This is a genomic window from Azoarcus olearius (genome assembly GCF_001682385.1).
GTDB lineage: Bacteria > Pseudomonadota > Gammaproteobacteria > Burkholderiales > Rhodocyclaceae > Azoarcus > Azoarcus olearius.
Map to the genome: position 1 here is coordinate 1,331,529 of NZ_CP016210.1, position 17,324 is coordinate 1,348,852.

At 63.4% G+C, this 17,324-nt stretch carries 17 protein-coding genes; 10 read left to right on the forward strand and 7 right to left on the reverse strand.

Annotated features, from left to right (window positions below; translation table 11 throughout):
- Position 1 precedes the first annotated feature (1 nt).
- A complete protein-coding gene (gene hyi / locus dqs_RS06260) occupies positions 2–790 on the reverse strand; it encodes a hydroxypyruvate isomerase (RefSeq protein ID WP_065339952.1) in 789 nt (262 codons plus the stop codon).
- Between the two features lie 370 nt (positions 791–1,160).
- Between hyi and dqs_RS06265 the strand changes: the two genes are divergently transcribed.
- Entirely contained in the window at positions 1,161–1,658 is a 498-nt protein-coding gene (locus dqs_RS06265) for a hypothetical protein (protein WP_221405622.1), read from the forward strand.
- A gap of 308 nt (positions 1,659–1,966) precedes the next feature.
- Here dqs_RS06265 and lldP read toward each other — a convergent pair whose 3' ends face one another.
- The 5 genes from lldP to dqs_RS06290 form a co-directional block, all read right to left on the reverse strand.
- Complete coding sequence (lldP, locus tag dqs_RS06270; protein ID WP_065339953.1) at positions 1,967–3,613, reverse strand: L-lactate permease; 1,647 nt, start codon at positions 3,611–3,613, stop codon at positions 1,967–1,969.
- A gap of 368 nt (positions 3,614–3,981) precedes the next feature.
- Positions 3,982–6,759 carry an FAD-binding and (Fe-S)-binding domain-containing protein gene (locus dqs_RS06275; RefSeq protein WP_065339954.1) on the reverse strand — a complete coding sequence of 926 codons (2,778 nt, stop codon included), beginning with the start codon at positions 6,757–6,759 and terminating at the stop codon, positions 3,982–3,984.
- A 209-nt stretch (positions 6,760–6,968) separates the two neighbouring features.
- The gene (locus dqs_RS06280) at positions 6,969–8,420 is read right to left on the reverse strand and encodes a LutB/LldF family L-lactate oxidation iron-sulfur protein (protein ID WP_065339955.1); all 1,452 of its coding nucleotides are present in this window, start codon (positions 8,418–8,420) and stop codon (positions 6,969–6,971) included.
- Positions 8,417–9,091: a LutC/YkgG family protein gene (locus dqs_RS06285; RefSeq protein ID WP_065339956.1), complete on the reverse strand. Its 675-nt coding sequence runs from the start codon at positions 9,089–9,091 to the stop codon at positions 8,417–8,419. The genes dqs_RS06280 and dqs_RS06285 overlap by 4 nt, the downstream gene beginning before the upstream one ends.
- Positions 9,088–9,894, reverse strand: a complete 807-nt coding sequence (locus dqs_RS06290) for a (Fe-S)-binding protein (RefSeq protein WP_065339957.1) — start codon at positions 9,892–9,894, stop codon at positions 9,088–9,090. The genes dqs_RS06285 and dqs_RS06290 overlap by 4 nt, the downstream gene beginning before the upstream one ends.
- Positions 9,895–10,161: 267 nt before the next feature.
- Between dqs_RS06290 and dqs_RS06295 the strand changes: the two genes are divergently transcribed.
- The 8 genes from dqs_RS06295 to dqs_RS06315 all read left to right on the forward strand — a co-directional run bounded on the left by dqs_RS06295 (position 10,162) and on the right by dqs_RS06315 (position 15,950).
- On the forward strand, positions 10,162–10,944 hold the full coding sequence (locus dqs_RS06295; protein ID WP_011764903.1) for an FCD domain-containing protein: 783 nt from the start codon (positions 10,162–10,164) through the stop codon (positions 10,942–10,944).
- A 446-nt stretch (positions 10,945–11,390) separates the two neighbouring features.
- Positions 11,391–11,846 (forward strand): hypothetical protein, encoded by a 456-nt coding sequence (locus dqs_RS06300; protein WP_065339958.1) that lies wholly within the window; start codon positions 11,391–11,393, stop codon positions 11,844–11,846.
- 80 nt (positions 11,847–11,926) lie between these two features.
- Positions 11,927–12,328, forward strand: a complete 402-nt coding sequence (locus dqs_RS20675) for a hypothetical protein (RefSeq protein ID WP_157108151.1) — start codon at positions 11,927–11,929, stop codon at positions 12,326–12,328.
- A 167-nt stretch (positions 12,329–12,495) separates the two neighbouring features.
- Complete coding sequence (locus tag dqs_RS06305) at positions 12,496–13,041, forward strand: PIN domain-containing protein (protein ID WP_221405623.1); 546 nt, start codon at positions 12,496–12,498, stop codon at positions 13,039–13,041.
- 101 nt (positions 13,042–13,142) lie between these two features.
- Positions 13,143–13,454: a hypothetical protein gene (locus dqs_RS20680; RefSeq protein ID WP_157108152.1), complete on the forward strand. Its 312-nt coding sequence runs from the start codon at positions 13,143–13,145 to the stop codon at positions 13,452–13,454.
- A 155-nt stretch (positions 13,455–13,609) separates the two neighbouring features.
- Positions 13,610–13,969: a hypothetical protein gene (locus dqs_RS20685; RefSeq protein WP_157108153.1), complete on the forward strand. Its 360-nt coding sequence runs from the start codon at positions 13,610–13,612 to the stop codon at positions 13,967–13,969.
- A gap of 655 nt (positions 13,970–14,624) precedes the next feature.
- Entirely contained in the window at positions 14,625–15,146 is a 522-nt protein-coding gene (locus dqs_RS06310; RefSeq protein ID WP_065339960.1) for a YfbU family protein, read from the forward strand.
- Between the two features lie 189 nt (positions 15,147–15,335).
- Positions 15,336–15,950: a hypothetical protein gene (locus dqs_RS06315; protein WP_065339961.1), complete on the forward strand. Its 615-nt coding sequence runs from the start codon at positions 15,336–15,338 to the stop codon at positions 15,948–15,950.
- 306 nt (positions 15,951–16,256) lie between these two features.
- Here the strand turns inward: dqs_RS06315 and dqs_RS06320 are convergent, their stop codons facing one another.
- Positions 16,257–16,439, reverse strand: a complete 183-nt coding sequence (locus dqs_RS06320; RefSeq protein WP_065339962.1) for a hypothetical protein — start codon at positions 16,437–16,439, stop codon at positions 16,257–16,259.
- A 41-nt stretch (positions 16,440–16,480) separates the two neighbouring features.
- On the opposite strand from dqs_RS06320, the gene dqs_RS06325 reads away from it, so the two are divergent.
- Positions 16,481–17,113 carry a DUF1294 domain-containing protein gene (locus tag dqs_RS06325; RefSeq protein WP_065339963.1) on the forward strand — a complete coding sequence of 211 codons (633 nt, stop codon included), beginning with the start codon at positions 16,481–16,483 and terminating at the stop codon, positions 17,111–17,113.
- Positions 17,114–17,324: the final 211 nt, after the last annotated feature.

Genomic DNA, 17,324 nt, shown 5'->3' on the forward strand with positions numbered 1-17,324 from the left:
GTTACTGCGCCTCCGGGGCCAGTGCCGTCATCCATCCCAGTCCTTCGCGCGTGCCCGCGGCCGGCAGGTATTCGCAGCCGATCCAGCCGTCGTAGCCCAGCCGGTCGATGTGGCGGAACAGCCAGCCGTAGTTGATCTCGCCGGTGCCGGGTTCGTGGCGGCCCGGGTTGTCGGCAATCTGCATGTGGGCGATGCGCGGCAGGTGGCGGGCGATGGTGTTGGCGAGGTCGCCTTCCATCCGCTGCGCGTGATAGATGTCGTACTGGATATGAAGATTGTCCGCGCCCACCTCGTCCAGGATGGCCGCCGCCTGCGCGGTGCGGCTGAGGTAGAAGCCGGGAATGTCGAAGGTGTTGATCGGCTCCACCAGCAGCCGGATACCGGCCGACTTCAGCGCATCGGCCGCGAAGCGCAGGTTGGCGATGAAGGTCTCGTGCGCGGCCTGCGCCGTCACGCCGGCGGGCACGATGCCGGCCAGGCAGTTCAGCTGTTTGCACCCGAGCGCAACGGCGTAGTCGACGGCGCGTCCGACGCCATCCCGGAATTCCCCCACGCGATCCGGATGACAGGCGATGCCGCGCTCGCCGGCAGCCCAGTCGCCCGCAGGCAGGTTGTGCAGCACGACCGGCAGGCCGGCCGCATCCAGCCGTTCGGCAATCCGTGCCGCCGGCCACGCATAGGGAAACTGGAACTCCACCGCCTTGAACCCCGCCGCGGCCGCGGCCTGGAAGCGATCGAGGAAGTCCAGTTCGGTGAAGAGCAGCGTGAGGTTGGCCGCGAGTTTCGGCATGGGGTTCTCCAAAGGGGCGGGCGCTTCCGGCGGGGGCAGGGGCAGGGCGGCGGTGGCCCGGGTGAGGGCCGCGCCGGCTGTCGGTGCTCAACCGAGCGGGGCGAAGCCTGAATTGTTGACCACGACAGGCCGGACGTGGCGCCGAAATGCGCTGCCGGGTGTCGCAGGCTCCTTTCTTCCTGGCGCTGAACCTCGTTTCATCGCTTGCCTGAACACCCCTCCGCGCGGCACCTCCTTGCCGGAAGGCGGCAGATGTTGCCGTTGAAGCGGCAGCGTTCTGCCCGTCTTGCCCGCGGCGCCTGCATCTCGTCGTCATGGAACGAATGTTGCGCAGGCGCTCGTGTCCCTATGCCCACGACAGGAGCGCCTCATGAGAATCGGTGTGTCCGCCCCGGACCTGTACGCCAGCCAGACCGCCACCACCGCAAGCCAGGCGGGTGGGCGAAGCGGTTCCACGCCCTTTGCCGCCATCCTCGATGCGATGACGACGCAAGCCGCCGCGGCACCCCAGACCAGCCGGACCTCCAAAGCCGCGCCGACGGATTCCGGCACGGCGAAAGAGGCCACGCAACTCGACTTCACCAGCATGACCCGCCAGGAGCTGTTCGACTGGATGAACAGCCAGTTGCGCGCCGGGAAGATGACGCTCGACGAGAGCACCTGCTTTCTGGGGATGACGCTGAAGATTTCGGCTGCCACCGGCCAGCAGGTGGACATGGCGACCGATACCACGCGCGAGAACTTCCTCGAGAGGGCGCGGCTCGGGATCGAGGGCGCGCTGTGGCGGCATGATCAGGATCTGGCCCGGCGGCTGGGCGAGACGGTGGACATCATGCTGCGGCGGCAGGGGGAAGCGGCAGGGGTTTGATGGGGGAGTGCATTTTGCTGCCTCAGACAGAGCTGACCCCATCCCCACCCCGACCCTCCCCTTGAAGGGGAGAGGGCAGGCCAGCCCAGGAGTCTCCGCTTCGCTCCGCCACTCCGGCGGCACCGAGCAATGCTCTGCGAAACCTCGCCCGCGCCCCTTGAAAGGGAGGGGGAGGAACTGGCTATACACCATCGCTTGGCTGCTTCTCTGCAAAAAGAAACGGCGACCACGCGGGTGGTCGCCGTTTCTTTTTGCCCGCATGAGGAAAGCAGACCGCCTTCCTCACACGGCAGCAGCACCGCGAACGATCAGGGGATCATCCAGGTGAACACATAGGCCTGCAGCGTGGTGATCACGCCCACCATCGCGGCGAACATCAGGCTGTGCTTTACGGTGAAGCGGAACAGGTCGGATTCCTTGCCGACCAGGCCGACCGCCGCGCAGGCCACGGCGATGGACTGCGGCGAGATCATCTTGCCGGTGACGCCGCCGGTGGTATTGGCCGCCACCAGCAGGGTGTCGGAGACGCCGACCTGATGGGCGGTGGTGGCCTGCAGCGAGCAGAACAGCGCGTTGGACGAGGTGTCCGAACCGGTGAGGAACACGCCCAGCCAGCCGAGGAAGGGGCTGAAGAACGGGAATAGCGCGCCGGTGCCGGCCAGCAGCAGGGCCAGGGTGGCGGAGAGGCCGGAGTAGTTGGCCACGAAGGCGAACGCCAGCACCATGCCGATGGAGTAGATCGGGCGCTTCAGCTCGACCACGGTTTCCTTCAGCGCCTTGGCGGCTTCACCGCCGCGCATGCCGAGCACGACCATGCTGACCAGCGCCGAGATGAAGATCGCGGTGCCGGTGGCCGACAGGATGTCCAGCTTGTACACCGCGGCGTACGGGGTAGCCTGGGCGACGATCGGCTCCATCTTGATGACGAGCTTGTCGAGCATCGGCACCGGGAACTGGAACACCGTGGAGTACAGCGCGCCGCCGCTGGCGAACAGCGCCTTGAAGGGCTTCAGGCTCCAGACGGTGACGATGGCGGTGAGGATCACGAACGGCGACCACGCCTTGGCGATCTGGCCAAAGCCGTAGTGCCTGTCCTCGCCCAGTTCGGCGTGGTGCTGCTGGTCGAAGCGGAAGATGTTCTTCGGCTTCCAGTTCTTCAGGAAGATCGTCAGGCAGATCAGGCTGACCAGCGCGGAGGTGATGTCCGGCAGTTCCGGCCCGATGTAGTTGGCGGTGAAGAACTGGGTGACCGCGAAGGAACCGCCGGCCACGATGACCGCGGGCCAGGTTTCCTTGATGCCGCGCCAGCCATCCATCATCGCCACCAGCCAGAACGGCACGATCATCGACAGCAGCGGCAGCTGGCGGCCGGCCATCTGGCCGATCTTGAACGGGTCGATGCCGGTAACCTGGCCGCCGACGATGATGGGAATGCCCATGGCGCCGAAGGCCACCGGGGCGGTGTTGGCGATCAGGCACAGGCCGGCGGCGTACAGCGGGTTGAAGCCCAGGCCCACCAGCAGCGCGGCGGTGATGGCCACCGGGGCGCCGAAGCCGGCCGCACCTTCCAGGAAGGCGCCGAACGAGAAGCCCACCAGCAGCATCTGCAGGCGCTGGTCGTCGGTGATCGACACCACCGAGGCGCGGATGATGTCGAACTGGCCGGTCTTGACCGTGATCTTGTAGAGGAAGACCGCGGCGATGATGATCCACGCGATCGGCCACAGCCCGTACAGGAAGCCGTAGCCCGCCGCGGCCAGCGCCATCGGCACCGGCATCTGGTAGAAGAGGATGGCCACCGCGAGCGCGATGGCGACGGTGATGGTGCCGGCCACATGGCCCTTCATGCGCAGCACGGCCAGTGCGACGAAGAAGAAGATGATCGGTAGTGCGGCGACCAGCGCAGACAACCAGAGGTTGCCGAGCGGATCGTAGATCTGCATCCAGGGTTGCATCAAAGGGACTCCTACGGTGGGTGGGTGTGATCTGTTGCGAGCCGGGTGGCTGGCCGCGGGCGACGGCTTTGCCCCCTCCCCTTCAAGGGGAGGGCAGGGGTGGGGATGGGGTCACTCGCAGCGCTGCTTCAACCCCCTCCCCCTCCCGGCCGGAAGCCGGTGCCGAAAGGCACTGTCGTTCGGTCGGCAGCGAGCGATGCTCGCTGAAACCCCGCCCTCACCCCCCTTGAAGGGGGAGGGGTTTCGACCCACTGTCGCCTGCCACGCCGGGGCTTCGGGGCGGCTTCCGGTTCAACGGGCACAGCCCGCCCCCACGGAAGGGCCGGAGCCCTCTCCGCGCGGGGACAGCGCCGGGGGTCTGGCGGTGGTCAGCAGCTGGCCATGCGGGCGGCCTCCGCGCTGCACTCGTCCAGCAGATGGACGATGGAGCGATACGGCACGCCGCTGGCGTGGGTGAGGCCGATCTCGCAGGTCTGGTTGCTGGAGTAGCCGCCGCAGCAGCCGGAGGGCACTTCCAGCTTGCGCAGTGCGTGCGCATTGAGTTCTGGCACCGCGAAGCCGCGGTCGCCGCCGAAGCCGCAGCACTTCACCTCGGGCGGCATCACCACCTGCTCGGCGCAGGCGGCGGCGAGCTGCTTCAGCTTGGCCTCGAAGCCCATGCGGCGGGCGGAGCAGTTGAGGTGCACCAGCACCGGGTCGGCCTTCTTCTGCAGCATCAGGCGGGGCAGCAGGGCGTCGTGGGCGAATTCGACCAGGTCGAACACCTTCAGGCGTTCGGCGAGGAAGGTCTTCATGCGCAGCGTGCAGGCGCTGGCATCGAGCACGATCGGGTACTCGCCATAGTTGCTGGCCTTCATCAGCGCGGCTTCCACTTCGGCCGACTTGGCGTCGGCTTCCGCCGCCAGGCCCTTGCTGGCGAAGGACTGGCCGCAGCACAGGCTGTTCACCCCGTCCGGCACGATGGGGCGGTAGCCGGCGCGTTCCAGCACGCGGATCACCGTGGCCGAGAGCGCCTGCTCGGCCGAGTCGGCGCCAAACATGCGGCCGGCGCAGGTGGGGAAATACACGATCGGGTCACCCGCGCTGCGGCTGACCTGATAGCGCAGCGGCTGCGGGTGCGGCATGCCTTCCTTCCAGGCGCCGCCGCTCAGGCGGTTGAGCGCGCGGCTGCCGACGATGGCTTCGGCGAAGTGCCCGGCCTTGAGCGCGGTGCGCGCCAGCGCCTGGGTGGCGCCGAAGTGGTTGGCGGCAACGCGACCCAGGCTGCGCGCCACGCCGGAGAGCTTTTCGCCGCGCACTGCGCGGGTCAGCGCGCCGGTTTCGATGCCCACCGGGCAGGCGGTGGCGCACAGGCCGCAGGCGGCGCAGGTGTCCAGGCCCATGTAGAGGTAGTCCTCGCCGAGCTGGCCCGGCGCTTCGCCGGCGGCTTCGCGGCGCGACAGTTCGCGCCAGCCGACAATGCGCTGGCGCGGCGACAGGGTGAGGCCGTGGGACGGGCACTGCGGCTCGCAGAAGCCGCACTCGATGCAGCGGTCCACCGCGGCGTAGAGCTGGCCCGCCGCGGGCATGGGCTTGAGGTGCTTGAGGTGGGCTTCGGCGTCGTCGTTGATGATGACGCCCGGGTTGAGCAGGCCTTCCGGATCGAAGAGCTGCTTAATCTCCTTCATCAGCCCGTAGGCCTGCGCGCCCCATTCCAGCTCAACGAAGGGCGCCATGTTGCGGCCGGTGCCGTGCTCGGCCTTCAGCGAGGCGTCGTACTTCTTCACCAGCGTGGCGCACAGCTCGTCCATGAAGGCGGCGTAGCGCGCCACCTCGGTGTCGATGCCGAAATCCTGCGTGAACACGAAGTGCACGTTCCCTTCCAGCGCGTGGCCGAAGATGATCGCCTCGTGATAGCCGTGCTTGGCGAAGAGGTGCTGAAGGTCGAGGCAGCAGGCCGCGAGGTCGGGCACCGCCACCGCCACGTCCTCGATGATGACCGTGGTGCCCGGCTTGCGCACCGCGCCCACCGCCGGGAAGGTGCCCTTGCGCACGTTCCACAGGCGCTCGATTTCGGCCGGGTCGGTGGTGAAGGCGGGCGCCTCGATCAGGGTGTAGGCCTGCAGTTCTTCAAGAATGGAATCCGTCTGCTGCCGCAGTTCGGCCGCGGACGGCGCGCGGGTTTCGATCAGCAGCGCGGTGGCGCCTTCGGACAGCGTCTTCAGCAGCGGCGGCATGCCCGGCTTGTGTGCCACGCAGCGCAGCGAGGCGCGGTCGAGCAGTTCCACCGCCGCCACCGGCCGCGCCTTCAGCCCGACCACCGCGCGGCAGGCGCTCTCCATGTCCTCGAAAAAGGCCAGCGCGCTCGCCTTGTGGGCATGCTCCGGTACCGTGTTGTAGGTGACGCGCGAGATGAAGCCCAGCGTGCCTTCGGAGCCGATCATCAGGTGGGCGAGGATGTCCACCGGGTCGTGGTAATCCACCAGCGCGTTGAGGCTGTAGCCGGTGGTGTTCTTGATCTTGTACTTGCTGCGGATGCGCCCGGCCAACGCGGCATCGGCGCGCACGCCGTGGGCGAGGGCGCCCAGGCGGTCGAGCAGTTCGCCGTGGCTGTGGCGGAAGGCCGTCACGCTGGCGGCGTCGCCGGTATCGAGCACGGTGCCGTCGGCCAGCATCACGCGCAGCGAGGCCAGCGTGTTGTAGCTGTTCTGCGCGGTGCCGCAGCACATGCCGGAGCTGTTGTTGGCGGCAATGCCGCCGATCTTGGCAGCGTTGATCGAGGCCGGGTCCGGCCCGATCTTGCGCCCCAGCGGGGCGAGACGGCGATTGACCTCGGCGCCAACGATGGCCGGGCCCACTTCCACCGTGTTGCCGCCGTCGCCGATGCGGCAGGTCGCCAGCCCTTCGCCGAGCAGCACCAGCACGCCATCGGTAACCGCCTGCCCGCACAGGCTGGTGCCGGCGGCGCGGAAGGTGACCGAACGCTGATGCGCGCGGGCGATGCGCGTCACCTCGCGCACCTCGTCCTCGTCCTGCACCACCGCGACCACTTCGGGAATCAGGCGGTAGAAGCTGCCGTCGGTGCCATAGGCAAGGCGGCGCAGTTCGTCGGTGATGACGCGCTCGGCGGGCAGCCGCAGGCGCAGGGCGTCGATGAGAGCGGACACAGGGGTTCCTCCCGGGGAAGGGATGGTTGGGTGTGGGGTGGATTGGGGGCCGGGGGCGGCGGTTTTCTCCTCCCCCTTCAAGGGGGAGGCTGGGAGGGGGATGGGGTTGGGCTCAGCGCCGCAATGACCCCATCCCCACCCCAACCCTCCCCTTGAAGGGGAGGGGGAAAACCGCTGCGCTTATCCGTGCGCCGGGGCGGGATTTACCGTCAAGGTCGCTCTTTCAACATGTCCCTCAGCCTTCGCGGTGCAGGTTGCAGGGGCGTGCGCGCCACGGTCCAGCCGCCTTGCTTGCGGGGGGTGAGGGCACGGAAGCGGGTGGCCAGCCAGCTGAAGGCGCGGTAGGCGGCGGGGTGGCCATACACCCGCGCCCAAATGCGCCACAGCAGGCTGATCTTCGGATCGTAAGCGGCGCCCTGGCCGACCATCGCCGGGTGGGCGTGGGGCGCGCTGTTGGCTTCGCCGCGCAGGCGGATCAGCAGTTCGGGAATCGGGATCTTCACCGGGCAGACCTCGCCACAGGCACCGCACAGGCTGGAGGCGGTGGGCAGCAGATGGGTCTGCTCCAGGCCCATCATGTGCGGCGAGACGATCTTGCCGATGGGGCCGGGGTAGGTGGTGCCGTAGGCGTGGCCGCCGATGCGGGTGTAGACCGGGCAGTGGTTCATGCAGGCGCCGCAGCGGATGCACTGCAGCGTCTTGCGCAGTTGCTCGTCGGCATACGCCTGGCTGCGGCCGTTGTCGAGCAGCACCAGGTGCACTTCCTCGGGGCCGTCGCGGTCGTCGCTGCGGCGCGGGCCGGAGATCAGGTTGAAGTAGGTGGACACCGCCTGGCCGGTGGCCGAGCGGGTGAGGATGGAATACAGCGGCGCGACGTGCTCCAGCTTTTCCACCACCTTCTCGATGCCGGTGATGGCGATATGAACCTTGGGCACCGTGGTGCACATGCGGCCGTTGCCTTCGTTTTCCACCAGGCACAGCGTGCCGGTTTCGGCGACCGCGAAATTGACGCCGGAGAGGCCGATGTCGGCCACCTCGAACTTCTCGCGCAGCACGCGGCGTCCGATCTGGATCAGCGCATCGACGTTGTCGGTGTAATCGACACCGGGAATCTTCTCGGCGAACAGCTTCGCAATCTGCTGCTTGGTCTGGTGGATCGCCGGCATGATGATGTGCGAGGGTTTCTCGCCGGCGAGCTGGACGATGTACTCGCCCATGTCCGACTCCAGCGCCCCGACGCCGGCCGCTTCCATCGCGTGGTTGAACTCGATCTCCTCGCTGACCATCGACTTGCCCTTGACGATCAGCCGGGCCCGGTGGGCCTGGGCGATGCCGAGCATGATCGCGTTGGCTTCCTCGGGCGTTTCCGCCCAATGCACCTTCACGCCGTTGCGGGTCAGGTTGGCTTCGAGCTGTTCGAGCAGATCGGGCAGTTTGGAGAGGCTGTACTGGCGGATGGCCTCGGACAGGCTGCGCAACGACACCAGCTCGGATTCGTCCGGAAACTGGGCGAGACGCTTGGCCATCAGGAAATCCATCGCGCCGCGGAAGCTCTGGCGCAGATGCGGGTCATTCACCGCCGCGTGCATGCGCTCGCGCAGCGCCTGCGCGGAGACGATGGCGATGGGCTGGCCGGCGGTGGTGTGCGTCTGGCCGTTCATTGCGCGTCTCCCTCGGCGTTGATCACGATCACCACCAGTTCCTTGGGGCCGTGGGCGCCGTAGGCCAGCGTCTGCTGGATGTCGGCGGTTTTCGACGGGCCGGAGATCAGCAGCGCATTGGTGGGCAGGCCGGCGGCCCAGTTCTCGGCGCGCAGCGCGTCGAAGAAGGTGGGGTGGATGTGGTTGGCGTCCAGCAGCGCGAAGTGGATCGGCGGCACCAGCGACAGCGTGCGCGGCGCCGCGGCCGAGGCCCACACGATCAGGCTGCCGGTTTCGGCAATGGCGCCGCGGGTCTGGGTGAAGCCGGCATCCACCGTGTGGAAGAGGTCGGCCTTCAGTTGCTCGAACTCGCCTTGCCAGGGGCGCAGCGCGGTCGCGCCAAAGCCGGTGGCGTGCAAGCGGGCGCCGGCGGGCGTGTCGGCACCGTACATCAGCGTGCCGATCTGCTTTTGCGCGCACAGGCTGGCCAGGAGGTCAGGCCAATCCGCTGCGGTGCTGACGTGCACTTCGGCATGGAAGCCTTCGATGCCGGTGCGAAAGCGCGCGAGGCGGTCGGCCTTCGATTCGTTGCGTGCGCGGGTGGCGTAATGCTCGGCCGGATCGGGCAGGGCATTGGGCTGGGCCGGTTGGGCGGCGCGCAGCTTGGCCAGGATGCGGTCGCGGGCGCTCATGCCTTACCTCCGGTACGGCGCAGCAGGAAAGTCGCCAGATGCTCGCCCGGCAGCGAGGGCTTGGCGCGACCGGCGTCCTGGTCTTCCTTCGCGGCGCGGCCGGTGATGTTGAGCATGCAGCCGCAGTCGGCGGTCACCATCTGCGCGGCGCCGGTCGCCTTCAGCGACGCCACCTTGTCGCTGACCATGGCGGTGGACACGTCCGGGTGCTTGAGCGAGAAGGTGCCGCCGAAGCCGCAGCATTCGGATTCGTGGTCGTGGTGGGCGAGGGTGACGTTGCCCAACCGCGCCAGCAGTTCGCGGCCGACCAGATGTGTACCCATCTCGCGGCGGGCGGAACAGGAGGTGTGCAGCGTCACCGTGGTGGCCGGGCCTTGGTCCTGGCGGTTAAAGCCGACCACGTGGAGCAGGAATTCGGCGAATTCAAAGGTGCGTTCGGAGATCGCCGCGGCCTTCGCCTTCAGCGCCGGGTCGTCGCCCACCGCCTTTTCCCAGTGCCAGCGCAGCATGCCGCCACAGGAGCCGGACGGCACCACGATGGGGTAGTCGCCCGGAAAGAGATCGAGCTGCGAAGCCACCACCTGGCGCGCCTCGCCGGGAAAACCGCTGGTGAAGGCCGGCTGGCCGCAGCAGGTCTGGTTGTCCGGGAAGATCACGCGGATGCCTTCGCGCTCCAGCAGTGCAATGGCGTCCATGCCCGCCTCGGGGACGAACATGTCCACCAGACAGGTGCCGTAGAAATACACCGCTTGCGGGCGGGGCGGGTAGGTGCGCGCGGGCGCACCGGCTGCGGGATGACTCACCTCTCCTCCTGTCCGGGCTCTGTGCCCGGTGCGTGTCGCGTCACGCTGACTGTTCGTTTCAGTCTTTTCGGTAAATTGGTAAGACCAATTAATGCCGTGGAAAGCAATCTACGTCCTAAGCGCAGCGAAGTCAATCTTCTACAAGACTCAGGTGTTTGATTTGTAGGCAAACCCCGGGAAAACCTCTAGCCCGCCCGGTGTTTTGCCTTGAGACGCATCAAAGCCGAAAGTAAAATTTTGGTCAGACCAATTCAGGGGTGCCCCGTCATGGCCACCGGCAAACTCGTCGTGCAGCGACTTTCCGACACCATCGCCCACGAACTCGAACGCCGCATCCTCGACGGCGTGCTCAAGCCCGGCGACCGCCTGCAGCCGGAACGCGAACTGGCAGCGGAACTCGGCGTCTCCCGCCCGTCGCTGCGCGAAGCCATCCAGAAACTCGTCTCCAAGGGCCTGCTGCACAGCCGGCAAGGCGGCGGCACCTACGTCACCGACCAGCTCGAAGCCGGCTTCACCGACCCCTGGCACGAGATGCTGCGCCAGCACCCCAACATCCAGGACGACCTGCTGGAATTCCGCGGCATGCTCGAAAAGGAAGCCGCCATCCTTGCCGCCCAACGCGCCACCGCCGCCGACCTGCAGCGCATCGGCGAGGCCTATGCCCGCGTGGATGCACTATTCGACCAGGGCACCTCGCCCGCGGTGCTGGAACAGCAGGTCAAGGCCGACCTCGCCTTCCACCAGACCATCGCCGAAGCCGCCCACAACGTGATGATCGGCCACCTCACCGCCAGCCTGCTGAAAGTCATCAACGACCACATCGACCGTAACCTGCGCCACCTGCGCCGCAGCGAAGACGACTGGGCCCACCTGCGCGAACAGCACCGCGCCGTTTGGGAAGCCATTCGCGATGCCGATCCTGTAGCGGCTGCAAGGGCCGTGCAGGGGCATATCGAATTCGTGCACGAAAGCATGAAGGCGCGGGCGCGCCAGGAGGAAAGGGAAAACCGGGCGAGGGCGCGGCAGTCGGGGGCGGAAGCGGAAGGGTGAGGTTTCCGCTGCCCGCTTCACTGACCCAGCAATCGAAAACGCGGCCCAGTCCGACCCGAACAATTACCCCGCCCCATTCACTCTGAGCCTGTCGAAGGGCGTATTGCCACTAACTTTCCGACGAGTCCAACCCCAATGATCCTTGGCTAAGCGGCCGTGAAAAGGCGCGGGGCCCTTTTGGTCGCGTCAGGGGGAAGGCGACGGTCGGGCATCGCGGCTGTGGAGGATTGCACGCTGGAGCCGCCGGGGTGAGCTACGCCCCCGTCATTCCGTGTTACTTTTCTGACGGGTTTGTCATTTTTTTATTTTTTGACTGTATCTCATGGTCAACGCCAAAGCCTTGTTATGACGGGTTTTCTGCGTGACTGGCGCGGAGTTTTATACGTCATGAAGTGGAATACACGTCACGTTTGATGTCTACAACACGTTAGCGGGAGAAAGTAGCGGTGGACGTGATCCTTACTTCAACAGTAATTGCAGCAATCGTAGCTGGGTTCGTTGCCGCCTGGACCGCGCAGCGAAAGATTGGCATCGAGAACATCACGCAAGACCGCCGATCTTGGCGTGAGAAGGTCAGAGGAAAGTCGCTTACCGTACACGACGCCATAATTTCCCGTGACAAAGAATCGCTGGATAAGCTTCGGGTAGAGTTTATGGCGATACTGAACCCAGAAGATAAAGATGATGGCGCGATCATCAGCTGTATTTCTCTGCCCGAGGAGGGAAAGGAGCTTGAGCGTGCTGAGGAGTTCGCGGAACGAATAGCTCTTCTGCTCAAACACGATTGGGAGCGTGTGAAGTTGGAGGCAGGTCCGCTCGTAATGAGGGTGAAGGTGGTTCGTGATTGGGTCGGCAAGATTTCTTACAAGCCGGCGCGGGTGAGATATGAGAAGAAGCGCTAACAACAGCGTCAACTTGGACGCCCAACTGCGCTGCGCTCCGTTGGGCGCCGGTTACGCTGGCCGTTAGGGGTCAGTGCGGCATGGCCGACGTAATCACTCCTGAAGAAAGCTTCGAATACAGTCTGCACAACTTTTTGCAGTGGCTCGAAGTCATGACTATGGAACCCGTCGAGCTATGCAATGCATGGGGCAATTACAACGTCGCCTGGGAATTCGTCTCTGATCTGAACACAGATGGCAACGCGGCGATCACTAGCTCCTGCAGCTATCTGAGTGAAGATCAAAAACAAGAGATTCAAAGCTTCCTTGCCACTCTCAACAGCATCCCTAAATCGGTGCTTGCTGGAGCAACCTCAGTGTCTGCGAATCAAGAAGCCATGAGTCATCCGTGTTGGTTGCCTTTCAAGAAAAGCGCTTCCGCTTTACTCAAAACGCTTGAGCCAGCAGCTATAAAAAACAGAGCCTATTTCTCCAGCCTATGACCCCTAGCCCTGCGGTCAAGCGGATATGCCGAACACCCGCCTTGGCTTTTTCTCTGCAGCCCGTCGCGGCAGTCCGCTTACCTCCACGTTAGAAGTCTCATAAATCCGGGGGCAACTTGCGAACAAACTACGTACTCATCGATTACGAGAACGTGCAGCCAGAAGCGATGGCCGTGCTCAACAAGGAGCATTTCAAAGTCGTCGTCTTTGTCGGGGCCAATCAAGCCAAAGTCACCTTCGAGGTTGCATCTGTTCTTCAGCAAATGGGAGAGCGGGCTGAGTACATCAAGATTTCAGGCAATGGTTCAAATGCTCTCGATTTTCACGTTGCGTACTACATCGGAGCCTTGGCAAGTAAAGAGCCCGACGCTTACTTCCACATCGTGTCAAAGGATACGGGCTTTGACCCGCTGATCACGCATCTTAAGACCAGGAAGATATTTGCTTGTCGCTCCAAGGATGTGACCGACATCCCCATCGTGAAAGCTTCAAACTCAAAATCACCGAGCGAGAAAATTGCTGTGATCGTTGCTGACCTCAAGCGCAGAGGTGCATCAAAGCCTCGGGCCGTTAAGACGCTCACCAGCACCATCAGCTCAATGTTTCAAAAACAACTCCCCGAGCAGGAGCTTCAGTCGTTACTGAATGAGCTTAAAGAGCAAGGGCTAATCACAGTTGCGGGCACAAAGGTCTCATATGCGTTGCCCGCCTGATACTTCTAACTTTGCAGTCGAGCGGGACAGCCACAAGCTGCGCTTGTGGTTCCCTCCGCTTCAGTCCGGCTGCCCCTCACTTCCACATTAGGCATGTAGAAATGAGCCTCGGAGAATATTTCGGCTTAATTGGTCTTGGCCTACCCGTCGGCCTACTCCTACTTGGCTTGTTCCACGGGCCGGAAAGGGCAAAAACTCGTCACTCAGTTACCAACTGGTGCCTTGCATTTGGCGGCTTGTCCGTTGTCTTGGGTGGCATTGTGGCGTTCAGTCACATGGAATTTCCGGCAACCAAAGGCGCTTTAGGCATGCTCTTCGTTGGGCTTCCTGCATTTCCTGCGGGCCTCATGCTGCTATTGCTCGGCGGCTCCACTAAATCCGCTTCCGAAAGTGAGCACAATGGCCAAGCCTAACATTGCGGTCAAAGCCGCTCCCTTCGGTCGCTGGACGCTGCGCGATATAGCACCGCGCAGCGCCCTTTACCTACAACGTTAGCCGGCTTATGCGTCGAGTTCCTGAGCCTCTCTACTCATTAATCCTTGATATCTCCACCAAGATAGTTACTGCTGTGGAAGAAGAGGATTGGGCGGCTGAGCAAAAACTGATCAAGCGACTCAAAGATATTTACGAAGAACAATGCCAATCAGGCAATCCGGATCCATTTGTTATCGAAACGCTTGCCGATTTCACTGAAAACTCAAAGGAAGCAGCGGATTTATACCTATTCGCAATCCAGCAATGTGAGAACTTCCCGGCAGAACCTGTCCATACTAAACAAATCGGGTTGGCGTCACAGTTACTTGATGACGGCAACGAAGAACAAGCCAAACAAGTTCTGGAGAAGGCCATGCTCAAGGCTTGGGAAGCCAAAGACCGCGAGGCTATTAATGAAATTAAAGAGATGCTTGGTGGGTTCTCTGCCGGCTAACAATCCGTTCCAGCGGCAAACCTCCAGCTTCGCTGTCGGTTTGCCGCTGAACTCCGTCGTTAGAGATCGTTGTGCGTAATCGCCTCGGGCTTGCTCTTGTCCTCCTTTACTTCGGCCACTGCATAGCAGCAGTAGCCTACGCGGCCACGATTGACGACCCCAAAGGGCAAGCTGTATGGCTCTCCGCTCCTCTTTGGCTTACCCCGCCTTGGTTTCTACAGCTCATGCCCACGGTGTCAGGCCCCAAGTCCTACGCCACATGGCACTTACAAACTCTCGTCCAGTACCCAACGGGCATTCGCATTCGCCTCGGTTGCGCTCTACGCTCGTGGCGCATATCTCCAGCGCGTTTGGGCAGTTGGTCCGCGTTTCGCTGCGGCTGTCGGCGCGCTTCTTGGCCTTGCTCTTGGCGGGCTATGGTTTCTCGTCACACACGCTAGCAACTCGCTATGGTTTTCCCTTTCACCGCTCGGCGGGCTGGTAAGCGCAGGTCTCTATGCTAAACGCCGCGACCTCTAACACTACGGTCGAGGCGCGGCTACGCCACTGGGACGCCGTGCCGGCGGGGCTGGCCCGTCGCCCCTCACCTTCACGTTAGGCCTTCCATAAACGCACGCTATTTGCAGCACGAACCATTTCATCAAGGAGAACCCAATTGACAAAGATCGCACTCACAGACGCAGAACGCCTGCTATTGGCCAATCAATACGAAATTCTTAGCCTGCTCAAGCAAGATGACTCATACGCCCAAATGGCGCGAAACCTCCGTGACGGGCATAAGTGGTTGTATGAGCAACACGCCACAACCATCTCTGAGAACCTGCCAGAGTCACAGGTCGAACATGTTCTAAACATCCTGGGCATCTACAGCGACCTAAGAGACAGCTATCAGAGCCTCTCTGACAAAAGCGGCATCGAATCCCATCTCGTCACCTTCCCAGGCTTCGATGGCAACAATGAAGCGGAGCTACTGCACTTCGCTCAAGCGCTAAGTACGAACGGCAACTACTCTGAGACCATTGGCAAAACCGCTCGCAACTCCCACATGCCTACAACGGACATGTACAACAGGATGATCGACGCATGGGAAAAGCTCGGAAAGCCACGGTATCCACTGAGCCGCGAGCAGATTATGAACATCCTCGATGCCCGCATTCATCCCAGCAACCGCAAGTAATGTGCAGATAGCTTGAGGAACTGAGTGTTCTCAACGCCCTCTACTTCGCGCCCCAGCCTAACTGGGCGTTCAACGCGGACGCCAATACAGTCCATGCCTTCGGCATTTTCATGGCCTGTATTGGTACCCTCCGCGCTTCGCGCTCCGGCGCCGGTTAACTAGGGCGCTAGGCGTCAAATTCCGACCATCATGCCGCTCTCAATCCAAGAAATCCAAGTGCCGCGGACCCCGACTGAGCTCCTTGCCTTCGTTGAGTCCGTCCGGGAACGCGCCAAGACTGACGCTGAACTACGGAGAGCCGGCCATCTTCGCACCGGCCACCTGAAGGAGTTTTTCGATGAGGTCGTACCGCTGTCCAAGTTCGCGGTCGCTGTGTACCCGTGCGACTACAAGGTGTGTCCCATTCTTGGCAATCAAGGCTACGACGCCGAGATCCACGATGAGAGGGGACACATCTTTGAGCGAGTAGAGATCGCCAACCCTGTGGATGGGCGCGCAATCGCTGAGACAGGCCGTGAACTGGCGAAGCACTGCATCGGCGGGCTTCGCGTCGGAGACCCCGGCGACGACCTTGAAGACCTCATACCGATCATCGAGCGCACGGCGCTGAAGAAGTCTGTCAAGGATTACTCGGATGCAACAGTGGTCTTCAACGTAAGCGCGTGTCCGCCTTTTAAAGGCTTCGAGAGGCGACACGAAGAGCAACTCGAACGCATCAGCAGCGCACTTAACGCCGCAGGGTTTCGCGCGAAGCGCGTCTACGTAATGCTCCCTACCGGCGAGGTGGAACGCGTTGACGCCTAACCCCTCGTATATGGACTCCCCCGTAAATCAAGACTGACCGTGTTTCTGACTTTCCGGGATGAGTCGCCTGCAGTCGTATATCCGGCATCTGTGGTGGGTTCTGAATGGCCCGTGCCGACATGGAATCTGCCCACGAAGCGCCAATCGGTACAAGCGGCTGCTGGAGAGCCGGAAGCCTTATCGGCGTTCTGTCGCGTGGGTGTGACCCGGTTTGGTCATGATGAGTTGTCAGTCTCGGCGCAAGGGTGGGGAGTGAGGGTGAATCGATCAGGCGGCGATGGCGAAGACGGTGCGTTCGAGCTTCTTTTAGGGCCGAGGCTGTGGATTGCCGTAGGTGGCTTGGTCGTGCAGGACCGCGTAGCAGATGCCGACAAGCTTGTTGGCCAGCGCGCAGGCGGCCTTGTTGTGATTGGTGCGGCGCTGCACCTCGGTGGCCCAGGTGCGCGGGCCGTCATGCCCGGGATCGTTTGCGCTTAGGCGGCGTACCATTTCGTCTCACCGTCACTCCAAATTCACCGCTTTCAACCACCATGCGCCATCAAGGTCACATCAGCAGCTGGAAAGATGACAAGGGTTTCGGCTTTATCACCCCGGCTGCCGGTGGGGAGAAGGTCTTCGTCCATATCAGTGCGTTCGCCAACCGGCGCGGTCGTCCGGAAGTGGATGACAGGGTGACCTACGAGCTCAGAGCCGACGCTCAGGGGCGTGCCCAGGCAGGCGAGGTGGCGTTTCTCGACCGGCGGCGCACCTCATCGTTTCGCCCCCGGCGCCTTCTGCCGCTCCTCGTTGCGGCGTCCTTTCTGGGCGTTCTGGCGTATGCGGTGAATTCCGGGCGCGTTCCCGCGCTGGTCCTTGTGGTGTACCTCGGTGCCAGCGTCGTTGCGTTTGTGGCCTATGCGTTGGACAAGTGGGCTGCGGTGAAGGGGCGTTGGCGTACGCAGGAGAGCACCTTGCATTTCTTTGCGCTTGTCGGCGGTTGGCCGGGCGCTTTGGCTGCGCAAGGCTTGCTGCGGCACAAGTCGTCCAAGGTGTCGTTTCAGGTCACCTTCTGGGTGACTGTCATCGTGAATTGCGGCGCGCTGGGCTGGCTGCTTTCGGCCTCCGGAGCTGTGGCGCTTCGGTCTGCGCTCCGTCTGTTTCGAACCGCCGTCGGTGCCTTCTAGGAGACATCCGGGGCCGTGTCGCCGTGAGTGGCGGGCGGCCGCCGCAGGTGAGGTCGTGGCGGGCTCATAGGGCGTTGTTTCCCGCGGCTCCACCCGATTATGGGGCGCGGCGGCTGCCCCAACTTCAACCGGCCGCCGGGCACCACTCTGGTGACCCATGCACTGCTGCGGTGCATCATCGCCTCGCCGCAAATGCCCTCATCCCCCGAAA